Below are 20,748 nucleotides of genomic sequence, written 5' to 3' on the forward strand. Positions count from 1 at the left end.
TCAAACCATGACCATCAAAGCGATCAACGTCCGCAACCAGTTCAAAGGCACTGTGAAAGAAATCCTCGAAGGCCCGGTACTGTCGGAAATCGACGTGCAAACCGCATCGGGTATCGTCACCTCGGTGATCACCACGCGTTCGGTGCGTGAGCTCGAGCTGCAGGTTGGCAGCGAAGTGATTGCCTTCGTGAAATCGACCGAAGTGTCCATCGCCAAGCTGTAAGTGGCGAGGCCTGGGCTGCAGGGCAGCCCAGGCGATGGGTCAACGGCTGGCCGGGCGCAAGTTGCCGAATAGCCTCGTGGCCTGCCTTTCGTTCAAGGCGCCGCGCCAAGCGCCAGCCCCCAGGTCACGCTCGCTGGGCAACTTCAGGTGACCTGCTTCGAGTCGGTTGAAACCCTGTGCCGGCTTCGTTCTGAAATGGAAATGGGCATACCACAGCGGTTGCTGGGTCGCTGCATCATCGATGCGGTACTCCTCCAGATACTCGATCGGTTTGTTCCTGCGGTCCACCTTTGGTTTCAAGGTGCGCGACCACGCAACTTCCACCTCTCCCTGTTCAACCAGATATTCCAGGTAGCCGACGGTAGGCTTGCTGGTTGCCTTGGTCTGGGCAATGCGTAGCTGGCGGCCCAACGTCCCCATCTGCTCGGCGGCCGTGTCCAGCCTGCTGATCAACGCAGTGTGCTGGGCGGTGATGCCATCGCCTGCCCGCTGACGGATACTAGCGGCGATGAATCGCAACTGCTGTGCATGGCCCTGTGCAATGTCTTCGAGGTCAACTGGCAAGGTTTGCGGTGTCTGGTATTGGCGCAACCTGGCCTGCTGCCTGGCGAGGTCATTCAATCGGGCAGTGGCCGTGTCGACAAGCTCAGCGATCGTTTGAGTCGGCGCTGCGTGTTGCTGACCGGTTAGCTGCCATTGGCCGGCGGCGTTCCTGGCATAGATGGAATGTGCTCGATTGGAATGGGGCTCGTTGATGCGCATGCGGGGCTGCCCACCTTCAAAGACCTCGGTGCCGATCAGTGGCCCCTCGACTGTTTCGAACAACCGTGGTCGGTTCAGGTTGCCACTAGCCGGGTTACGTTGCCGGGGTGCGGGAACGTTGTTGAGGGTGTCGTCGATCTGGCTGATCAACTGATGCATCAATCGACGGAAGGCTCGGGTTTCGGTCGGAGATAGCAGTTCATGGAAGGTGTCCTCCCAAGCCGTGAGGTGGCTCAGGAAGACCCGATAGCGATCCCGTGCATTGAGCAAGAAGCGGCGCCTCTGGGCCCCGCTGAGCCCGGCCGAGGGCAGTTGGATCTGGCTGTATAGCATGCTGCGCAGCGTCCTGCCCTGCTCGAGGAAGTGCCCCATGAATGTTCCCATCTGCGCATGTTGGGTTGCATGCGAGGTGAACAGAGTCGTTGACAGGATCGATGCCCGTACCAGGCGTGCGTTGGTCACGTCGAGGGTCAGGTTGGTCTGTGCGACGCCCTCGGTGTACTGAGTCCGAATCGCGCCTTGTAGTTGGCCGAGCCTGGTGTGGTGACGAATGGAGATACGTTCCACCTCCTGGAGGGCATCGACCATTTCAATATTCGCCCGTAGTGATGCGGCGGTCAGGCGCTGCACCAACTCGGCGGCCACTAGTTGCCCATGCAGGGCTCGGATCGCTTCCCCGGCGCGTGTTACCTGGTCCGTAGCCATGATGAAACGCTCGGAGACCAGCTTCATGTCGAGTAAGTGCAGCTCGTTGATGTTGATATCGCACTGCGTCGTGAAGTCGGTGTATCTCGTGGGGAGCAGGGTTGAGCGTTGTTCGCGCAGGCGCGCAAGGCTGAGCGTGTTGAACTCCAGACTGCGATTGAGCTCTTCGTTCAGCTCCTGACGCGCCTTGGCGATTGCTGCTCGTTGCCTGTCGTTCATTTGGTCCAGGTCAGCAACCTGTCGTTTAGCCGTTGTGTACGCCAACTCCTTTGCAGCCATGCGGCTGCGGATGCGTTTGAGCTCGTCGTTTATGTCATGGGCGAGCCTCATGCCGGTCAGTGGGCGAGGCTGTCGGCCGAGCGTCGTGCGCCAATAGGCCACGCCGTGCTCGTACAGCCTGGTCAATACCCCACCACCGCCCGCCAGGCCGTCATCGACCAGAAGGCCGCTCAACCTGCCAGGGGTTTCCCATCGACCGTGTTCGCTCAAACGCACGGGCTGGGGATAGGTGCGGGTGCCCTGGGGCTTGAGCCTCCAGGTCGAGTAGGTGGTGTCCCAGTTCACCGCATACCATGCGTCATTGCGGGTGATGTAGTGCTGTTGGCTGTCCAAGTGCTCGAACACCTGCGCGCCTTGCCGGTGCTTGGTGCGTAGCATCGGGCCGGTAGGGAGCTCGACCTCGTACCCGGCGAATGGGCTGGGTGGCGATTTTCGGATACTGCCCACGCTGCGAAGCGGGTCCAGCCGCTGGCGGTGCTGAGTCAATTGACGGGCACTCAGGGCCGGTGCATTCGCGGTGCTGGCCAGCGGTGCGAGTGTGAGGACGGCATCGGTCAATGACTGCAGTACGCTGGTCAACTGTTGGAGCCCCTCTTCCGTGTTGCCACTGCCGAAGGCCTTGACCGCAGTAGTCGCCGCATTCCAACCGTCGTAGAGCGCCAAGGCCGTCCCCACGCCAGGTGTAATGCCCAGCGCCAGCCTGAGCATCAGGAAGAAGTAGCGATCGAAGTTGTCGGGCGTCACCAGGCTCAAGTCGGCCTGGCTGCGCGAAGAGGCGCGGTGGGCGCGGATACGCTGCCCCATGTCCAGGCGAGTCTCGTAGGTCGGTAGGGATTCCGGGCGCGCCACGCCTATCTCGATAAAGCCATGGAAGCCCTTCTGCAGCGCTGTCTTGATGTAGCCGAGATGGTGCTGTGGATTGCCCTCCTGGGCCTGGCTGGCCAGGTAGCGGGCCATGGCGTCGTCCAATGCCATGTTTTGCAGGGCCAGGCAGGCTTCGCTGGCGTTGGCGTATTGGCCGATGACCTGGCCGCTGGGCGCTTCGGGCAGATACAACAGCGAGGGACCGGTCGGGCCTTGGATGATGTGAACGCCGGACAGGCCGATCCTGTCGCTTGAACCGTCTGCAGCTACGCCGGGCCTGAGCTCCACGGCATGGTGGGCAATGGTTCTGCGCGCATCGGGATCGAGCTGCTCTCGGCAGAAGGTTTCCAGTAGGCGTTGGCCGTCGGCATCGAGGTTGCTCGGCTTGATCTGTGCGAGCAGCTGCAAGCGGCAGGCGTAAGGCCGGCGGAGGGTCTCCTGGCGCCACTGAGCCTGCCACGCGGATTCGTGGGCGAACCCCAGGTAGGTTGCTGTGATGCGTTTTTCGTAGTTTCCGGCTACGTCGAGTTGTTCGATGAGGTTGGCGATGTAATCGGTGGTGACTGCCTCTTGCAGTACGCTGTTGGCGGGCTCGACCTTGATGGTGGCATCGTTCAGGCGCAGGCTGCGGTCACTGTCCAGTGCCCACAAGATGAAAGTCTCCAGGTCGACTTCACTACGTTCCTTGCTGAACACCGGCACATCGCGTGAGCCGGCCCCGCCTGCTGCCGATTGCCCGGTCACGGTCTTCTGCAAGGTGACGCTGTCGGCGATGTCGAGGCTGATCCGTGGCACTTGCTCGAGGTTGAACGCACTGCGCAGGTGATTGAGCAATTTCAGCCGGGCATACGCCTTGCGATCCGGCAAACTCAGTTTGAGCAAATCGCCCGATGCCTGTAGCGCACCTTCGAGTGTTTGGATCAAGCCCGCCAGTTCGGTGATCTGTTCGGCTTCAAGGTGCTGCAACGACATCATTCGTGTCTGCAGGTGCTCGGTGCGGTTCTTTTCCGCAAAGCGTGCAACCGCTAGCGCACGGGCGCGGTTTTCAGCTATGCACAAGCGTTGCCGGGCCTGTTGCCGGCTGGCTGGCGCAGGCAGTGCGGTGACGATTGAGCGTACGCAGTGCAGCATGAAGTGGGTGTCGATAGGCACGCGCTTGAACGTCACCTGTGAGGCGCTGGCCAGTATGTCGAACAACTGCGCAGCGTCGTGTGGCGAGGCGGATTCGAGCAGTGCATCCGGCCATGCACCTTGTAGCGTGGCCAACAGACGGGCGTCGAGCGCCGACGCGTCATCGAATGCCATCAGGCCGCCACGCTGACCTGGCCTGTACAACAGAACCGAGCGATCCGGATCCTCATCGTCCTGATCGGGGATGGCGTGCAGGGTCATGTAGCCGCAAAGTTGCCAGGTGTGATCCCCCGCGACCAACTCCAGCGAGCATGCCTGAACAGGGCGCTGCAGGCTCGGTTCAGGCCGGTCGACGAGTCGTTCGATCCACTGCAGATGGGCGTCGGACAGCTCGCCTAACAGGTGGCGCAGGCGAGCTTCCTTGAGCAGGGCCTGGCATAGCCCATCGGTAATCTGTGCTTCCCTTGTGTGCTCTCCGGTGATCGCCTGCCAATCGGTGCTGGAGACCTCGTCAGGCAATTCGAGCAAGTACAGCTCCTGGGAATCCTGCAGCTGTTCCAGCGCTGCCTGCTGCTCGCGCAGTTGCGTGAGTGTGTCCGAGGTCGGTTCCTGGTCGCCGTTCAGGTGCTGCTCGAGGAGCATTTCCTGATACTCGACCTGCTGGTTTCGCCAGCTGATCGGCAGGTGCTGTTCCAGGCACGCGAAGTGCACCTCCTGTTGCGCCAGTTCAGCATCGGCTGCGATCACGCCATCGATGGCAACTTCGTGGGTGGCATCCAGCGATGCGCTCACGGCCGCACTGCGCTGGGCTTCCCAGGCTTGCAAGTCGGTCCAGTCCAGCGGGTCGGTATCGCCTTGCTGGCTGGCCTTGAGCAGATGATGGTCGGTCATGGCGTCGTTTCGGCTAAGGATGTGCGCCACCAGCGCAGCGAAGCCATCGCCATCGAAGGGGGTGATCACCACGTCATCGCGAGTGCCTTGGGCAACCGATGACTTTGGGTCCGACCAGAGGCTGGAGCGATTCTGGAAGCTCCAGTCGCGCAGGCTGTCGAGGTTGGCGAATTCCAGTACCGGATGCCTGGCCGCCGGCTGGTAGAGCAGCCAGCGCGAACGTTCGGGGGGAGGGCCGATCAGCAGTGCCGAGGTGCTGACAAGCACTCGGTTGTCAGGCTGCCGCCATGCCAGGTGTGCACAGGGCAGAACGGTTTGTTTGCCTTGCCGCCAACCATCGGTTTGCAGCGTGGCGACACCGTAGGCGATGTCCAGGCTGCTGTCGAAGTGTTCACGCAGCAGGTCGCTCGCGTGGCGTTGCCTGGAGATGGCCGTGCCTGGCATGCGTCCTTGCCAGTAGTCCAGGGGCGCGCGCAGCCTGGCCGCAGCCACGATCGGGGTCAGGTACTGGGTCCATTGTGCGACGCTCCAGTTGGCGTGGGTCTCGCTGAAGCCCCAGCCGGACCACTCGGCAAAAGCGTTGGCAGACACCGGGCTGACCAGCAGGCGGGCGGCGAAGGTCAGCAGGGTCACCTGGCTTTGATCATGCTGCAGGCCGCAGCTGGATGGATCGACCTGCAAGTGGTCGCGCAGGGTCGTGAGTAAGGTTTGCCGCAAGCTTGGCGCCTGGCTCAGCAAGGTCCGCAGATGCGCGGCGCTCCGGGTTTGGGTTTGCCGGGCGACAACCAGCAGATTGCCCTTTCCGGCCAGGTGGCCGTCGGTTGTATCCGCATCGAGGAGTGGCAGGGGGGCGAGGGCAATGGTGGGGGTGGACATGAACGATCATCTCTTTGAAGGCGCGCGTGCGCGAGTGCCCTCATTGAAATGGTCGTGGGGTCATGCGGGGTGGTAGATCTATCTACTCAGCCATTGCTGCGCTGGGGCAGGAAGGGTGGCAGATACAGCGCCAGGTAGGCTTCGAACACGCGCATGCCTTCTTCTGCCATGCGTGGCGTGATCTGTTCGAACAACTGCATCGAGCGGGCGTAGACGCGGTCGCTCAGTTCCATCGCCAGGGCGAACACATCCACATCGTCGGGCATGTGCGGCAAGCGGAAATGCTGGTCGAACAGCTTGTACATCAGATCGCCAAGCTCCATGTCGTGCTGGCGGTCGGCTTGCACCACTTCGCTCAGGCCATGCTGGGCGAGGATCAGCTGGCGTGCGGCGGCATCGTCGTTGTAGATCTCCAGCATGCGTCGCTCGATCAACCTAGACAGTTCATGCCAGGTCGTGAAGGCACTGCTGTCGATCGGAGCGCTCAGCGCTTCGCGAAATGCCCGATGTACATCGGCGGTCAGCGCTTCGAGCAGAGCCGGAACGCTGGCGAAGAAGTGATAGACCGATGACGGCGGGATCTGCGCCCGTTCGGCGACACTGTAGATGGACAGCGCCGCCACGCCTTGCTCGGCCAACAGCTCGCGTGCCGCCGCCAGGATCGCGTCGATCCTGGCCTGGCTGCTGGCACGGGGCCTGCGCGGGGTGGCGGCGCGGTTCATCAGTTGCTGATGGCCAGGATGCTGGCTTGGTAGGCGCCGACGAACAGGTCGAAGTCGCCGACCTCCTGTTGCTCCAGGCGCGACTGCTCGGCGAGCGAGTCGCGGGCCAGGGTCTCGAAGGCCTGTTGGCGATCCTGGCTCAGTGGCTTCTCGCGGAACGTCTGGGCATGAATGCGGCTTTGGCGCAGGGAGAACTTGGCGAAGCTTTCGTCATGTTCGGTCATGCGCGCCAGGACCTGGGCGGACGGCGTCAGCGAGGCGTCGTCGACCTTGGCCTGCTCGCCATCGAGGGCCTTGGCGTGCGCGTCGCCTCCATGGGCCTGGTCGAGCAGCTCGGCCAGCGGGCGGATACTGGCGATCAGCTCGCTGGCCCACTGCTTGAGGCCGACCGGCTGGCCGTCGCGGTGCAGTTCCAGGCCAGGGCGACGACCCTCCTTGACCACGGTCAGGAAGTTGTCGGTGCATTGGCCGCACTCGTCGTTGCTCAGTTGCGGGCTTTCCTCCAGCGCGCAGAACAGCAGGAAGGCGTCGAGGAAGCGCGCCTGGGGCAGGTCGATACCCACCGCCAGGAACGGGTTGATGTCCAGGCAACGCACTTCGACATACTGCACGCCGCGGGACGTCAGTGCCTGGATCGGCCGTTCACCGGTGTAGGTGACGCGTTTGGGGCGGATGTTCGAGTAGTACTCGTTCTCGATCTGCAGGATGTTGGTGTTGAGCTGCACCCACTCGCCATCGACATGGGTGCCGATCTCGACGTAGGGCGGGTACGGCGTGCCCACGGCCCGACGCAGGCTGTCGGTATAGCTGGCCAGGTTGTTGTAGCAGGGCGTGAGGCCGGCCTGGGCATTGCTCTGGTAGCCCAGGTCGCTCATGCGCAGGCTGGTGGCATAGGGCAGGAACAGGGTCTCGGGATCGAGCTCTTCGAGCTGGTGCGCGTGGCCCCGCAGGAAGCCTTTGTCCAGGGCCGGCGAGGCGCCGAACAGGTACATCAGCAGCCAGCTGTAGCGGCGGAAGTTGCGGATCAGCGCGATATAGGCCGAGGACTGGAAATCGCGATCGCTTTCGTCGCTGCCTTCGGCGGTGCGCAGCAGCGGCCACAGCGTTTCGGGCAGCGAGAAGTTGTAATGGATGCCGGCGATGCATTGCATGGTGCGGCCGTAGCGCAGGGCCAGGCCCTTGCGGTACACGTGCTTGAGCTTGCCGATGTTCGAGGTGCCGTACTCGGCGATCGGGATATCCTCCTCGGCCGGCAGCACGCAGGGCATCGACGGGCTCCACAGGTATTCGTCACCCAGCTTGCTATAGACGAAGCGGTGGGTCTGCTCGAGGCTTTCGAGCACCTGGGCGGGGTCGGGCAGGGCCGGGGTGATGAACTCCAGCAACGACTCGGAATAGTCGGTGGTGATCAGCTCGTTGGTCAGCGCCGAACCCAATGCCTCTGGATGAGGGGTCTGGGCCAGGCGACCTTCGTCGGTCACGCGCAGGCATTCGCGCTCAATACCGTGCAGGCACTGCTTGAGCAGGGGAAGATTGGCGCCGAGCAGGCTCAGGCGGCGGTTGAGGAGGTCGCTCAAGATGTATTCCTTCACGCGTCAGTCGCCCCAATATGGGGGTAGAAATAACGGTCTACAAGGGTAGGTAGAAAGGAACTGGCGTTGTCGCCTGGTTTACGCGGTTCCGGCAGTGCCAGCGCACTGCCGAAAAATACCGCAGATACCGCTTGGTGGGCTATAGAACTGCAAAGGTTCCTTGCGCTTTCGCCACCAGTTTGTCGCCTTGGACTACGTCGGCGTCGACTACCAGCGTACGTCGCCCGGCGTGCAGCACGCGGGCGGTGCACAGTACTTCACCGTCGCTGATGGCACGCATGTAGTTGATCTTGCATTCGACGGTGACGCTTTGCTGGTCGAAACCATGGCTGGCCGAGCAGGCCAGGCCCATGGTGATGTCCACCAGGCTGAAGATCGCCCCACCGTGCAGCTTCTGGCCACGGTTGCGCAACTGCGGCTCCAGAGCCAGGGCGACCTCGGCAACGCCGGTATCCAGGCGTTGCACGCGGCAGCCGAGAAGCTGGCTGTAGGCGCTGTGGACTAACTCCTTGGGAATTTCCATCATTTCTTCTTCAGTTGCTTGGCGTTGGCGAACAGGGCGGCCATGGCGTTGTTGGCCGGGGCTGCCGTGGTGGTTTCGCGTGGGCGCGGGGCCTGCTGCTGGCGGTTGCCGCCATTGCCACGGCCGCCGCCGCGGTTACCGTCGACCTTCTCGCCCGGGGTGTCGCTCATGCGCATGGACAGCCCGACGCGCTTGCGCGGGATGTCCACCTCCATGACCTTGACCTTGACCACGTCACCGGCCTTGACCGCTTCACGTGGGTCCTTGATGAACTTCTCCGACAGCGCCGAGATGTGCACCAGGCCGTCCTGGTGCACGCCGATGTCGACGAAGGCACCGAAGTTGGTGACGTTCGTCACCACGCCTTCGAGGATCATGCCCGGCTCCAGGTCCTTGAGGTCTTCGACGCCGTCCTGGAAGGTGGCGGTCTTGAACTCGGGGCGTGGGTCGCGCCCGGGTTTGTCCAGCTCCTGGAGAATGTCGGTGACGGTGGGCAGGCCGAAGGTTTCGTCGGTGAATTTCTTCGGGTCGAGGCGCTTGAGGAAACCGCTGTCGCCGATCAGCGAGCGGATGTCTCGGTCAGTGTCGGCGGCGATGCGCTGCACCAGCGGGTAGGCCTCGGGGTGCACGGCGGAGGCGTCGAGCGGGTTGTCGCCGTTCATCACGCGTAGGAAGCCTGCGGCCTGTTCGAAGGTTTTCTCGCCCAGGCGGCTGACCTTTTTCAGCGCCGCACGGGTGGCGAACGGGCCGTTGGCGTCGCGGTGGGCGACGATGTTCTGGGCCAGGGTCGCGTTGAGGCCGGAGATGCGCGTCAGCAGCGCCACCGAGGCGGTGTTGACGTCTACGCCGACGGCGTTCACGCAGTCCTCGACCACGGCGTCCAGGCCACGCGCCAGTTTCACCTGGGAGACATCGTGCTGGTACTGGCCGACACCAATCGATTTCGGGTCGATCTTCACCAATTCGGCCAGTGGATCCTGCAGGCGACGGGCGATCGACACGGCGCCACGAATCGACACGTCCAGGTCGGGGAACTCGCGGGCGGCCAGTTCCGAGGCCGAATACACCGACGCACCGGCTTCGGAAACCATGATCTTGGTGATCTTCAGTGCCGGGTACTTTTTAACCAGCTCCGCCACCAGTTTGTCGCTCTCGCGGCTGGCAGTGCCGTTGCCGATGGCAATCAGCTCCACCGAGTGCTTGGCGCACAGCGCGGCCATGATCGAAAGGGTCCGGTCCCAGTCGTTCTTCGGCGCGTGCGGGTAGACCGTGGTGTGGTCCAGCAGCTTGCCGGTGGCGTCGACCACGGCGATCTTGCAGCCGGTGCGCAGGCCTGGGTCGAAGCCCAGGGTGGCGCGTGGGCCTGCCGGAGCGGCCAGCAGCAGGTCGTGCAGGTTGTGGGCGAAGACGTTGATGGCCTCGCCTTCGGCGTTGTCGCGCAGCTCGCCGAACAGGTCGGTTTCCAGGTGGGTGTAGAGCTTCACTTTCCAGGTCCAGCGCACCACTTCGCCGAGCCACTTGTCGGCCGGACGGTTGCGGTTCTCGATGCCGACGTGGTTGCCGATCATCAGTTCGCACGGGTGCAGGGTGCCGGGCAGCTCCTCGCCGACCTTCAGCGAGGCGCTCAGCACGCCTTCGTTACGGCCACGGAAGATCGCCAGGGCGCGGTGCGACGGTGCGCTGCGCAGCAATTCGTCATGGGCGAAGTAGTCGCGGAACTTGGCGCCTTCTTCCTCCTTGCCAGCCACCACGCGGGCGCTGAGCACCGCTTCCTGCTTGAGGAAGTTGCGCAGCTTGTCGAGCAGGGCGGCGTCTTCGGCAAAGCGCTCCATGAGGATGTACTTGGCGCCCTCGAGCACTGCCTTGACGTCGGCAAAGCCTTTTTCAGCGTCGACGAAGCGTGCGGCTTCGGTTTCCGGGGTGAGGTTGGGGTCGTCGAACAGGCTGTCGGCCAGCTCGCCAAGGCCGGCTTCCAGGGCGATCTGGCCCTTGGTGCGGCGTTTTTGCTTGTACGGCAGGTAGAGGTCTTCGAGGCGGGTCTTGGTGTCGGCCAGCTTGATCTCGCGGGCCAGTTCCGGGGTCAGTTTGCCTTGCTCCTCGATGCTCGAGAGGATGCTGGCACGACGTTCGTCGAGTTCGCGCAGGTAGCGCAGGCGCTCTTCCAGGTGGCGCAGTTGGGTGTCGTCCAGGCTGCCGGTCACTTCCTTGCGGTACCGGGCAATGAAGGGCACGGTCGAGCCTTCGTCCAACAGGCCCACGGCCGCCTCGACCTGTTGTGGACGCACGCCCAGTTCTTCGGCGATACGGCTGTTGATGCTGTCCATGTAAACCACCTGACAATTGTGAATACGGGGCCGCGAGGGGGCATGGGGCCCGACGGCGCTGGATGAAAGCGGCGCATTATACCCATCGAGGCCGGGTTGCGGTGATGGCGCCAGGCCAGTTGCCGAGGCCGGGAACTGGCGCCTCGGGAAAAATCTGCTAACAATGCACACGGCACGCACGGCAATGGCTACGCCATAATGTGCGGCGATATCAGAGGAGTTATTCATGACCGGCACCGCAAACAACGCTGAAGGCGAAAAGATTCTCATCGTCGATGACGATCCAGGGCTGAGCAGCCTGCTGGAGCGTTTCTTCACCAGCAAGGGCTACCGCGCCCGTGCGGTGCCCAATACCGAACAGATGGATCGCCTATTGCAGCGTGAGGTCTTCAACCTGGTGGTGCTCGACCTCATGCTCCCCGGCGAAGATGGCCTGACGGCGTGCAGGCGCCTGCGCCAAGCGAACAACCAGATCCCGATCATCATGCTTACCGCCAAGGGCGACGAGCTGAGCCGCATCAAGGGCCTCGAGCTGGGCGCCGACGACTACCTGGGCAAGCCGTTCAACCCCGACGAGCTGATGGCCCGCGTCAAGGCCGTGCTGCGCCGCCAGGCGCCAAGCGTGCCGGGTGCCCCGGGCAGCGAGGAAGAAACGGTCACTTTCGGCGACTACGAGCTGTCGCTGGCTACCCGCGAGCTCAAGCGTGGCGCCGAGGTGAACATGCTCACCACCGGTGAATTCGCCGTGCTCAAGGCCCTGGTCATGCACGCCCGTGAGCCGCTGACCCGCGACAAACTGATGAACCTGGCCCGCGGTCGTGAGTGGGACGCTTTGGAGCGCTCCATCGACGTGCAGATCTCGCGCCTGCGCCGCATGATCGAACCGGACCCGTCCAAGCCGCGCTACATCCAGACCGTATGGGGCGTGGGCTACGTGTTCGTACCGGACGGAAACGCCGGTAAATGATCATGTCTCGCCATCGATGAAAACGCCGCTGTGGTTCCCGCAGAGCTTCTTCGCGCGCACGCTGTGGCTGGTGCTGATCGTCGTCCTGTTCTCCAAGGCTCTGACCCTGGTCTACCTGCTGATGAACGAGGACGTGCTGGTCGACCGCCAGTACAGCCACGGCGTGGCGCTGACCCTGCGCGCCTATTGGGCGGCAGATGAAGAAAACCGCGACAAGATCGCCGAAGCCGCGGGCCTGATCCGCGTAACCGGCTCCGGCGTGCCGGAAGGCGAGCAGCATTGGCCCTATAGCGAGATCTACCAGCGGCAGATGCAGGCCGAGCTGGGTGAGGACACCGAGGTACGCCTGCGCATACACGCACCGCCCGCCTTGTGGGTGAATGCTCCCAGCCTGGGCCCGGGCTGGCTGAAAGTGCCGCTTTACCCCACCCGCTGCGCGGGCAGAAGATCTGGAACGTGTTGGGCTGGTTCCTGGCCATCGGCCTGCTGTCCACCGCTTCTGCCTGGATTTTCGTGCGCCAGCTCAACCAGCCCCTCAAGCGCCTGGTGTTCGCCGCCCGCCAGTTGGGGCAGGGACGCAGCGTGCGACTGCCGATCAGCGATACCCCGAGCGAGATGACCGAGGTGTACCGGGCCTTCAACCAGATGGCCGAGGACGTCGAGCAGGCAGGGCGCGAACGCGAGCTGATGCTGGCTGGGGTTTCCCACGACCTGCGCACGCCCTTGACCCGCCTGCGCCTTTCGCTGTCGCTGATGGGCGACGACAGCGAACTCAGCGATGACATGGTGCGTGACATCGAGGACATGGACGCGATTCTCGACCAGTTCCTGGCTTTCATTCGCGATGGCCGTGACGAACCGGTGGAGGAGGTCGATCTCGCCGACCTGGTGCGCGAGGTGGTGGCGCCCTACAACCAGCCGGACGAGCGCGTGCGCCTGTGCCTGGAGCCGATCCCGCCGTTCCCGCTGCGCCGGGTGTCGCTCAAGCGCATGCTTGGCAACCTGATCGGCAACGCCCTGCACCATGCTGGCAAGGGCGTCGAGGTGGCTGCCTATGTCTCGGGTGACGAGAGCGCCCCCTACGTGGTGCTCAGCGTGCTGGACCGTGGCGCGGGGATCGACGAGTCGGAGCTGGAATCCATCTTCAACCCGTTCATTCGTGGTGACCGGGCGCGGGGCGGCAAGGGCACCGGGCTGGGCCTGGCCATCGTCAAGCGGATTGCCGCGCAGCATGGCGGTAATGTGGAGTTGCGTAATCGGTCCGGCGGTGGGATCGAGGCGCGGGTCAGGCTGCCGTTGGGGTTGTTGCTGCCGCGTAACGCCGTTTGAAATCCGTGCGGGCCTTTCGCAGGCCCGCCCAGGTCTGATTCAGCCTTTGCCCTTGGTCCGGGTCTGGTTGGGCCCGCCGTTCTTTTCCAGGTGCTCGATGATCATTCCGGCGACGTTCTTGCCGGTGGTCACTTCGATACCTTCGAGCCCCGGTGACGAATTCACCTCCATCACCAGCGGCCCATGGTTCGAACGCAGGATATCGACCCCAGCCACGCTCAGGCCCATGACCTTGGCGGCACGAATGGCGGTCATGCGCTCCTCGGGGTGATCTTGATCAGGCTCGCCACGCCGCCACGGTGCAGGTTGGAGCGGAACTCCCCGGGCTTGGCCTGGCGCTTCATCGAGGCGATGACCTTGTCGCCGACCACGAAGCAGCGGATGTCGGCGCCGCCGGCTTCCTTGATGTACTCCTGGACCATGATGTTCTGCTTCAGGCCCATGAACGCTTCGATCACCGATTCGGCGGCCTTGGTGGTTTCGCAGAGCACCACGCCGATGCCTTGGGTACCCTCGAGCACCTTGATCACCAGCGGGGCACCATTGACCATCTGGATCAGGTCGGGGATGTCGTCGGGCGAGTGGGCGAAACCTGTGATCGGCAAGCCGATACCGCGCCGCGACAGCAGTTGCAGCGAGCGCAGCTTGTCTCGCGAGCGGGCGATGGCCACCGACTCGTTGAGCGGGTAGACCCCCATCATCTCGAACTGGCGCAGCACCGCACAGCCATAGAAGGTCACCGAAGCGCCGATGCGCGGGATCACCGCATCGAAGCCTTCCAGCGGCTTGCCGCGATAATGGATCTGCGGCTTGTGGCTGGCGATGTTCATGTAGGCCCGCAGGGTATCGATCACTACCATTTCGTGGCCACGCTGGGTACCGGCTTCGACCAGGCGGCGGGTGGAATACAGACGCGGATTGCGCGACAGCACAGCGATCTTCATGCAGCACCTGTTACAGGAGAGAGAGTGGCCGGGTAGGCCGGTTTGTCTTGAACGTACTTGAGCCCAGGGTTGACTACCAATTGCGCCTGGACGAGCGCCTTGGAGCCGAGTAGCAGGCGGTAACGCATGTTCTTGCGGCAGGCGAGGGTGAACTCGACCTGCCACACTTCATCGCCCAGGGCCAGCGATGTGCGGATCACATAGCGAGTCTGGGCTTGGCCGTTGGAGCTCTTGATGGTTTTCATGGCGACCAGTGGTGCCTCGCAGCGGCGATGGCGCAGTTGCACCACAGAGCCCAGGTGCGCGGTAAAGCGCACCCAGCGCTGGCCATCGCGCTCGAAGGGTTCCACCTCGGTGGCGTGCAGGCTGGAGGTGCTGGCGCCGGTATCGATCTTGGCTCGCAGGCCGGCGACGCCCAGGTCGGGTAGCGCGACCCACTCGCGCAGGCCGATCATAGTCAGATGGTCAAATGTCTTCACGAAGCGCACCCTGCGAATGAGGTGGTGAACTGTAAGCACGGCGGCGATTTTTTGCATCCGAAGCTTACGGTAGTACAGTTCGATGAAAGACAGAATTCGAGGTAGAAGATGGCAGGCAAGCAAGAGGATGACGACAAGGTTCGCCTGGATAAATGGCTATGGGCGGCACGCTTCTACAAGACGCGTGCGCTAGCCAAGGCGGCCATCGAAAGTGGCAAGGTGCATTGCCGCGGTGAGCGTTGCAAGCCAGGCAAGGAGCCCCGGGTGGGCGACGAATTCGTCCTGCGCACCGGCTTCGACGAGCGCACGGTGGTGGTCAAGGCGTTGTCGGTGGTGCGGCGCGGGGCGCCAGAGGCGCAGACGTTGTATGAGGAGACCGAAGAAAGCGTGCGCCGTCGCGAGCAGGCGGCCGAGTTGCGCAAGGCTGGAGCGCTGGGGGTGACCAGTGACGGTCGACCGAACAAGAAGCAACGCCGGCAGATTCACCAGTTGCATGGCAGTTTCGAGTAGTGCTCATCGCCGGCAAGCCGGTTCCTACAGCTATCGAATTGGCCCTGTAGGCGCTGGCTTGCCGACGATGAGCCGCAAAGCGGCTCGGTTTGCTAGCGCATCACTGCCAGGCGCCCGACCAATGGCAACTTGCCCATCAGCCTGAACAGCGGCGCCGTCCAGCGCAGCAGCAGGGCGCTGCCCTTGGCCGCCAGCGGCGTATGACAGCTCCAGCCCAGCGCCAGCACTGCCATCAGCAGGCCACCGATGTAGTCGTCCTGGCCCCAGTGGGCACCGGCCACCAGGCGCGGCATCATGAACAGGAAGGCCAGGCCCCAGATCACCAGGTACTGCACCAGGCGACGGCTGAACAGGCTCATGAACAGCGCCCAGATCAACAGCACCGAGGCGTGGTCGCCGGGGAAACTGTTGCTGGAGCGGTCCTTGAGCTCCCAGGCCTTTTCCAGCTTCGGGTAGTAGTCGCTCAGGTGCACGACGTTGTCGAACACCATCGACGGGCTGTCATGTTGCCAACCCATTGCATCCACCCACTTGGAAAACAGTGCGCGAATCACCACTAATAGGATCAGCGTGACGAGAAAACCGAAAAAGGCTTCGCGTACCTGCGGTGCCTTGAACACGAAGTTGCCGCGGATCAGCACGGCCAGCAGGATCAGGCCGACTACGATATCGAAGGGCCGCAGGCTGCCAACGGTCCAGATGTAGCGCCAGGTGGTGTTGTCTGCCAGGGGTGCATTGAGGCTGTGGAACAGCCACTCGTCGAAAGTCAGGCAGAGGATCTGGCCAAACGGCCATAACCAGAAACACAGTAGAGCGATGGGTAGCAGGGTACAGGCTACCAGGGGCCCCCAAGACCACCTTGCTTGGAACAGGGGTCGATTGTCCATAAAATGCCTCTATTGCAAACAGTAATCGGAGCGCCTCGTGAGCGCTCTGTCATGGGCTTGTGCAGATTCGCGACATCCCGTGTAACCATTTTGTCATCATTTTCAGATAGCCAAAACCTATGAGCGACTTGCCAGATACCGATTTCACCCAACGTTTCATCTTCGACGACCGCGATGTGCGCGGCGAGTGGGTGGAGCTCGAGGACAGCTACGCCGCGGTGCTGGCGCGTCACCAGTACCCCGCGCCCGTGCAGACCCTGCTCGGCGAGCTGATGGCCGCCACTGCACTGCTGGTGGGCGCGCTCAAGTTCGACGGGCTGCTGATTCTGCAGGCGCGCTCGCCAGGGCCGATTCCACTGCTGATGGTCGAGTGCTCGGGTGAGCGCGACATCCGCGGCATGGCCCGCTACGAAGCGGACCAGATCCCGGCCGACGCGACCCTGGCGCAACTGATGCCCGATGGCCACCTGACCCTGACCATCGACCCGGTCAAGGGCCAGCGCTACCAGGGTACCGTGGACCTCGACGGCGCCAATTTGTCGGAGTGCTTCACCAACTATTTCGTTCAGTCGCAGCAGCTCAACACCCGCTTCTGGCTCGACACTTCCACCGGCAAGGCCCGCGGCCTGTTGCTCCAGCAGCTTCCGCGCGACCGCCAACCGGACGATGAAGAGCGTGAGGAAAGCTGGCAGCACGTGGTGGCCCTGGCCAGCACCCTCAAGCCCGAGGAGTGGAGCCTGGACAACGAAACGCTGCTGCATCGCCTGTACCACGAGGATGCCGTGCGCCTGTTCGATATCCACCCGCTGCGCTTCAAATGCAGTTGCTCTCGCGAACGATCCGGCAATGCGCTGGTCAGTCTTGGCGAGCACGACGCCAAGCAGCTGGTGGAAGAATGCGGCGGAAAAGTGGAAATTGACTGCCAGTTCTGCAACGAACGCTACTTCTTCGATGCCAGCGACGTCGCGCAACTGTTTGCCGGAGGCGGCACTGACCTGGCGTCAGACACTCGTCACTGAAACGTTTAAGTTCAGGGGAATCTCCTGTCGAATTGCGCAAAAGAGCGGTTCTGACAGGAGGGGCCTACTTTTTTTGGGCGTTTCTGGCATAATCCGGCCACTTTTTTCGCTGTAGTAGTTTTTTCGAGACAACTACAAAACGTTTGGAGCACTCGGCCTCGGGCCGGATGGGGTATCTCATGACGCAAGCCAACAACACCGTGTACACCGACCTGAGCGTCGATGAACTGGTAAAAGAAGCGCTGCAACGCGGTGAAGGCGTGCTGGCCGATACTGGCGCACTGGTAGTCGAGACCGGCCACCGTACCGGCCGTTCGCCGGCCGACCGTTTCATCGTAGAAGAACCTTCCACCCAGGACGCCATCGCCTGGGGCCCGATCAACCGCAAGTTCCCGGCCGACAAGTTCGATGCGCTGTGGGACCGCGTCGAGGCATTCAACAACGCCCAGGATCACTTCGTTTCCTACGTTCACGTAGGGGCGGCAGCCGAACACTACCTGCCGGTGAAGATGACCACCCAGACTGCCTGGCAGAACCTGTTCGGTCGTTGCCTGTTCATCAATCCGGAGCAGTTCAACCCGGCTGGCCGCGACCAGTGGCAGATCCTCAACGTCGCCAACTTCGTCTGCGAGCCTGAGCGTGACGGCACCAACTCCGATGGCTGCGTGATCATCAACTTCGCGGCCAAGAAAGTGCTGATTGCGGGCATGCGCTACGCCGGCGAAATGAAGAAAGCCATGTTCTCGGTGCAAAACTTCCTGCTGCCGGCCGCCGACGTACTGCCGATGCACTGCGCGGCGAACATCGGTGAAGAGGGCGACGTGACCCTGTTCTTCGGCCTGTCCGGCACCGGCAAGACCACCCTGTCGGCCGACGAGAGCCGTTACCTGATCGGTGACGACGAGCACGGCTGGGGCGAAGGCGTCGTCTTCAACATGGAAGGTGGCTGCTACGCCAAGTGCATCGACCTGTCCGAGAAGAACGAGCCGGTCATCTGGAAAGCCATCAAGCATGGCGCAGTGCTGGAGAACGTGGTTCTCGATGCCAACAAGCACGCCGACTACGCCGATGTCAGCCTGACCCAGAACAGCCGCGCCGCCTACCCGCTGGAGCACGTGGCCAAGCGTGCCGAGGCCAACCTGGGCGGCGAGCCGAACGCAGTGATCTTCCTGACCTGCGACCTGACCGGTGTTCTGCCTCCGGTATCGATCCTGAACAACGAACAGGCTGCCTATCACTTCCTGTCCGGCTACACCGCGCTGGTCGGTTCGACCGAGATGGGTTCGGGCGGCGGCATCAAATCGACCTTCTCCACCTGCTTCGGCGCGCCGTTTTTCCCGCGCCCGGCGGGTGAATACGCCGAGCTGCTGATCAAGCGCATCAACGCGTTCGGCTCCAAGGTCTACCTGGTCAACACCGGCTGGACCGGCGGTGGCTACGGTGTCGGCAAGCGCTTCAGCATCCCGACCACCCGTGGCGTGATCGCTGCCATTCAGAGCGGTGCTCTGGTCGGCGCCGAAACCGAGCACCTGGACATCATCAACCTGGACGTGCCGAAGGCCGTTCCAGGCGTCGACACCGAGCTGCTCAACCCGCGCAACACCTGGGCTGACAAAGCTGCCTACGACGCTGCTGCCCTGGGCCTGGCCAAGCTGTTCACCGAGAACTTCAAGAAGTTCGACGTGTCCGAGGCCATCAAGGCTGCCGGTCCTCAGCTGTAAGCTGTCGCTGGTTGGAATGAGAAAGCCGCCCCTCGGGGCGGCTTTTTGGTTTCTAGTATCAAGGCCATTGCTGACGTGCATGCAGTATGCGGATAATTTCAACGCGCTCGTCCAAAATGCGATACACCATCACGTAGTTCGGCCTCCCGACGATTTCTCGTGTACTCGGATATCGTCCTAGTTTGTACAGCCGAGGTGTTTGAGCGGCGCGCCTGGCTTTGTCTCTGAAGCTTTCATCTAGCAAAATGGCGGCTTCAGGATTGTCTGCTGCAACGCGCTCCATGATGCGCAAACGGTCCTTGAGCGCCATGTCTCGCCAAACCAGGCGCATCAGCAGCGTTTGGCTTTGAGTTTGGCGTGGTGATCTGCAAACATCCGCTCGGCGTCTTCGTCATCGATGACGGCAGCATTGTCGTTCAGGCTTACCTCCACCTGTTGGTGAAACCAAGCTTCGTAGGCGGCTGCTTGATGGGCGCGTTTGAGCGCTTGGGCACGGTCTGGCCGCTGGTAGGTAGCCAACTGCTTCGGGTCAAACGTAGAAGCGTCAACCTGAAAGTGGTCGATACCTAGACCCAGCAGATAGCTGACCAGGGTCTCGAACTTCTTGAACAATCGGACGTTGCCGCTTCGTTGGGCGATGAGAACATGCTCCAATTGGTTGACGTCCACTTGGATGGACCAGCCGCCGGGCTGACTTACAATGTGAGTCGCATTGATGCTGCCGGATGCCACCATTTGGCTGAGGTGGGCATGATCGAGCTGATGAGTAGGCACTGGTGTATTTCTCGCGTTCATCGGGGTCCACCATGCTATGCAATCTATAAATGATTGCCGACTATAGGCTTCCTATATTGCTGTGGGAAGCGTCTCCCTAATGCAGTCACACTGGACCTGTCATGAACGAATCCCCAGGCCGCACCTCCTTCTCTCACTTCCACCCGATCCTCACCCGCCCCCAGGACAACGACCTCAACGGCCATATCGCCGGCGCCACCGTCCACGGTTTCTTCGAAACCGCGATCCAGGCCTTCCTGGTCGAGCAGGCCGAACTGGACCTGCGCGAAGGCGAGCTGGCGGCGTTCGTGGTCAGTTCCGCGGCGGACTTCTATGCACTGCCCGGCTTCCCGGACGTGCTTGAGGTGGGGCTGGGTGTCACGCGGCTGGTGGGCAGCACGGTGGAATACCGCCTGGCGCTGTTCCGTCCGGGAGAGCCGGAGGCCTGCGCGGCGGGCACGGTGGTACAGGTGTTCGTCGAGCGCTACAGTGGCCGTCCGTTGGCCTTGCCAGAGACGCTGCAGGCCATCCTGGCCGGCCTGGCGCTCGACCGGCAGGCATGAAAAAGCCCCGCCGGTAAGGGCGGGGCTCTTCTGGCTACCTAGGCTGTGCCCCAGGTATCAGTCGCGCCAGTGGCGCTTGTGCTTGCGGTGGCCGTAATGGTGGCCACGGTCCCAGTGGCGGCGATCGTCGTCATAGCCGCGACGGTAGCGGCGCCCATCATGACGGTCGTCGTCGTCGGCCTTGTTGCCCAGGTAGTTACCCAGGGCGCCACCGGCACCGCCGCCTGCAGCTGCACCGATGTAGCTGCCGGTGGTACCGCCGACCGAACGACCGACCACGTTGCCGCCTGCGGCGCCCAGTGCGCCACCGATGGCGGCCTCGCCACGCTGGCGTTTGTCGGCACCCAGGGCACCGCCGGCTGCACCGCCGAGACCCGCACCAATGGCGCCGCCGGTGCTACCACCGATGGAGTTGCCCACCACGGAGCCGAGTACCCCACCCAATGCGCCGCCAATGCCAGCCTCGGTATTGCCGCCTGCCATGGCAACGCCGCTGAGCAAGCTGAAAGACAACAACAGAATCGAGGAGTACTTCTTCATCAAGAGAGCCTCATAGGGATGACGAGGCGAATGTGAGGCTCTTGAGGGCGCCTGGCAACGCAAATCCGACGAGTAGCACGAGTTGTACACAATTATCTAAGTTATTGTTTTTCGGGTGAAACT

16 protein-coding genes and 2 pseudogenes are annotated in these 20,748 nt (G+C 62.7%); 7 read left to right on the forward strand and 11 right to left on the reverse strand.

Annotation, left to right across the window (positions count from 1 at the left end; translation table 11 throughout):
* Positions 1 to 7 precede the first annotated feature (7 nt).
* A complete protein-coding gene (locus E6B08_RS01500) occupies positions 8 to 223 on the forward strand; it encodes a TOBE domain-containing protein (protein WP_003255829.1) in 216 nt (71 codons plus the stop codon).
* A 39-nt stretch (positions 224 to 262) separates the two neighbouring features.
* Here E6B08_RS01500 and E6B08_RS01505 read toward each other — a convergent pair whose 3' ends face one another.
* From E6B08_RS01505 to E6B08_RS01525, 5 genes are all read right to left on the reverse strand, one after another.
* A complete protein-coding gene (locus E6B08_RS01505; protein ID WP_136912472.1) occupies positions 263 to 5,731 on the reverse strand; it encodes a dermonecrotic toxin domain-containing protein in 5,469 nt (1,822 codons plus the stop codon).
* A gap of 86 nt (positions 5,732 to 5,817) precedes the next feature.
* Complete coding sequence (locus tag E6B08_RS01510; RefSeq protein WP_136912473.1) at positions 5,818 to 6,453, reverse strand: TetR/AcrR family transcriptional regulator; 636 nt, start codon at positions 6,451 to 6,453, stop codon at positions 5,818 to 5,820.
* Positions 6,453 to 8,045 (reverse strand): glutamate--cysteine ligase, encoded by a 1,593-nt coding sequence (gshA, locus tag E6B08_RS01515; protein WP_136912474.1) that lies wholly within the window; start codon positions 8,043 to 8,045, stop codon positions 6,453 to 6,455. The genes E6B08_RS01510 and gshA overlap by 1 nt, the downstream gene beginning before the upstream one ends.
* A gap of 139 nt (positions 8,046 to 8,184) precedes the next feature.
* On the reverse strand, positions 8,185 to 8,568 hold the full coding sequence (locus E6B08_RS01520) for a PaaI family thioesterase (protein WP_136917311.1): 384 nt from the start codon (positions 8,566 to 8,568) through the stop codon (positions 8,185 to 8,187).
* Positions 8,568 to 10,892, reverse strand: coding sequence for a Tex family protein (locus E6B08_RS01525; protein WP_136912475.1), 2,325 nt, complete (start codon positions 10,890 to 10,892; stop codon positions 8,568 to 8,570). The genes E6B08_RS01520 and E6B08_RS01525 overlap by 1 nt, the downstream gene beginning before the upstream one ends.
* Positions 10,893 to 11,118: 226 nt before the next feature.
* On the opposite strand from E6B08_RS01525, the gene ompR reads away from it, so the two are divergent.
* Both ompR and E6B08_RS01535 read left to right on the forward strand, forming a co-directional pair.
* The gene (gene ompR, locus E6B08_RS01530; protein WP_136912476.1) at positions 11,119 to 11,859 is read left to right on the forward strand and encodes a two-component system response regulator OmpR; all 741 of its coding nucleotides are present in this window, start codon (positions 11,119 to 11,121) and stop codon (positions 11,857 to 11,859) included.
* Positions 11,860 to 11,875: 16 nt separating this feature from the next.
* Positions 11,876 to 13,188 (forward strand): annotated as a pseudogene (locus tag E6B08_RS01535) (ATP-binding protein).
* Between the two features lie 39 nt (positions 13,189 to 13,227).
* Here the strand turns inward: E6B08_RS01535 and rimK are convergent.
* Together rimK and E6B08_RS01545 are read right to left on the reverse strand one after the other, a co-directional pair.
* Positions 13,228 to 14,132 (reverse strand): annotated as a pseudogene (rimK, locus tag E6B08_RS01540) (30S ribosomal protein S6--L-glutamate ligase).
* Entirely contained in the window at positions 14,129 to 14,587 is a 459-nt protein-coding gene (locus E6B08_RS01545) for an ATP-dependent zinc protease (RefSeq protein ID WP_416194385.1), read from the reverse strand. The pseudogene rimK and the gene E6B08_RS01545 overlap by 4 nt, the downstream one beginning before the upstream one ends.
* A gap of 132 nt (positions 14,588 to 14,719) precedes the next feature.
* On the opposite strand from E6B08_RS01545, the gene E6B08_RS01550 reads away from it, so the two are divergent.
* A complete protein-coding gene (locus E6B08_RS01550) occupies positions 14,720 to 15,121 on the forward strand; it encodes an RNA-binding S4 domain-containing protein (RefSeq protein ID WP_136912478.1) in 402 nt (133 codons plus the stop codon).
* Positions 15,122 to 15,213: 92 nt separating this feature from the next.
* Here E6B08_RS01550 and E6B08_RS01555 read toward each other — a convergent pair whose 3' ends face one another.
* The gene (locus tag E6B08_RS01555; protein WP_136912479.1) at positions 15,214 to 16,008 is read right to left on the reverse strand and encodes a phosphatase PAP2 family protein; all 795 of its coding nucleotides are present in this window, start codon (positions 16,006 to 16,008) and stop codon (positions 15,214 to 15,216) included.
* A 119-nt stretch (positions 16,009 to 16,127) separates the two neighbouring features.
* On the opposite strand from E6B08_RS01555, the gene hslO reads away from it, so the two are divergent.
* The gene (gene hslO, locus E6B08_RS01560; protein WP_136912480.1) at positions 16,128 to 17,027 is read left to right on the forward strand and encodes an Hsp33 family molecular chaperone HslO; all 900 of its coding nucleotides are present in this window, start codon (positions 16,128 to 16,130) and stop codon (positions 17,025 to 17,027) included.
* A 179-nt stretch (positions 17,028 to 17,206) separates the two neighbouring features.
* Positions 17,207 to 18,748, forward strand: coding sequence for a phosphoenolpyruvate carboxykinase (locus tag E6B08_RS01565; RefSeq protein ID WP_136912481.1), 1,542 nt, complete (start codon positions 17,207 to 17,209; stop codon positions 18,746 to 18,748).
* 58 nt (positions 18,749 to 18,806) lie between these two features.
* On the opposite strand, the gene E6B08_RS01570 is transcribed toward E6B08_RS01565, so the two are convergent.
* Together E6B08_RS01570 and E6B08_RS01575 are read right to left on the reverse strand one after the other, a co-directional pair.
* Positions 18,807 to 19,079, reverse strand: a complete 273-nt coding sequence (locus E6B08_RS01570; protein WP_136912482.1) for a type II toxin-antitoxin system RelE/ParE family toxin — start codon at positions 19,077 to 19,079, stop codon at positions 18,807 to 18,809.
* Positions 19,079 to 19,543 carry a hypothetical protein gene (locus E6B08_RS01575; protein WP_238349276.1) on the reverse strand — a complete coding sequence of 155 codons (465 nt, stop codon included), beginning with the start codon at positions 19,541 to 19,543 and terminating at the stop codon, positions 19,079 to 19,081. Before E6B08_RS01575 ends, E6B08_RS01570 begins: the two co-directional genes overlap by 1 nt.
* A gap of 101 nt (positions 19,544 to 19,644) precedes the next feature.
* Between E6B08_RS01575 and E6B08_RS01580 the strand changes: the two genes are divergently transcribed.
* The gene (locus tag E6B08_RS01580; protein WP_136912483.1) at positions 19,645 to 20,085 is read left to right on the forward strand and encodes an acyl-CoA thioesterase; all 441 of its coding nucleotides are present in this window, start codon (positions 19,645 to 19,647) and stop codon (positions 20,083 to 20,085) included.
* Positions 20,086 to 20,142: 57 nt separating this feature from the next.
* On the opposite strand, the gene E6B08_RS01585 is transcribed toward E6B08_RS01580, so the two are convergent.
* Positions 20,143 to 20,625: a glycine zipper domain-containing protein gene (locus tag E6B08_RS01585; RefSeq protein ID WP_136912484.1), complete on the reverse strand. Its 483-nt coding sequence runs from the start codon at positions 20,623 to 20,625 to the stop codon at positions 20,143 to 20,145.
* Between the last annotated feature and the right edge of the window lie 123 nt (positions 20,626 to 20,748).

The sequence above is a fragment of the Pseudomonas putida genome (assembly GCF_005080685.1).
GTDB lineage: Bacteria > Pseudomonadota > Gammaproteobacteria > Pseudomonadales > Pseudomonadaceae > Aquipseudomonas > Aquipseudomonas putida_V.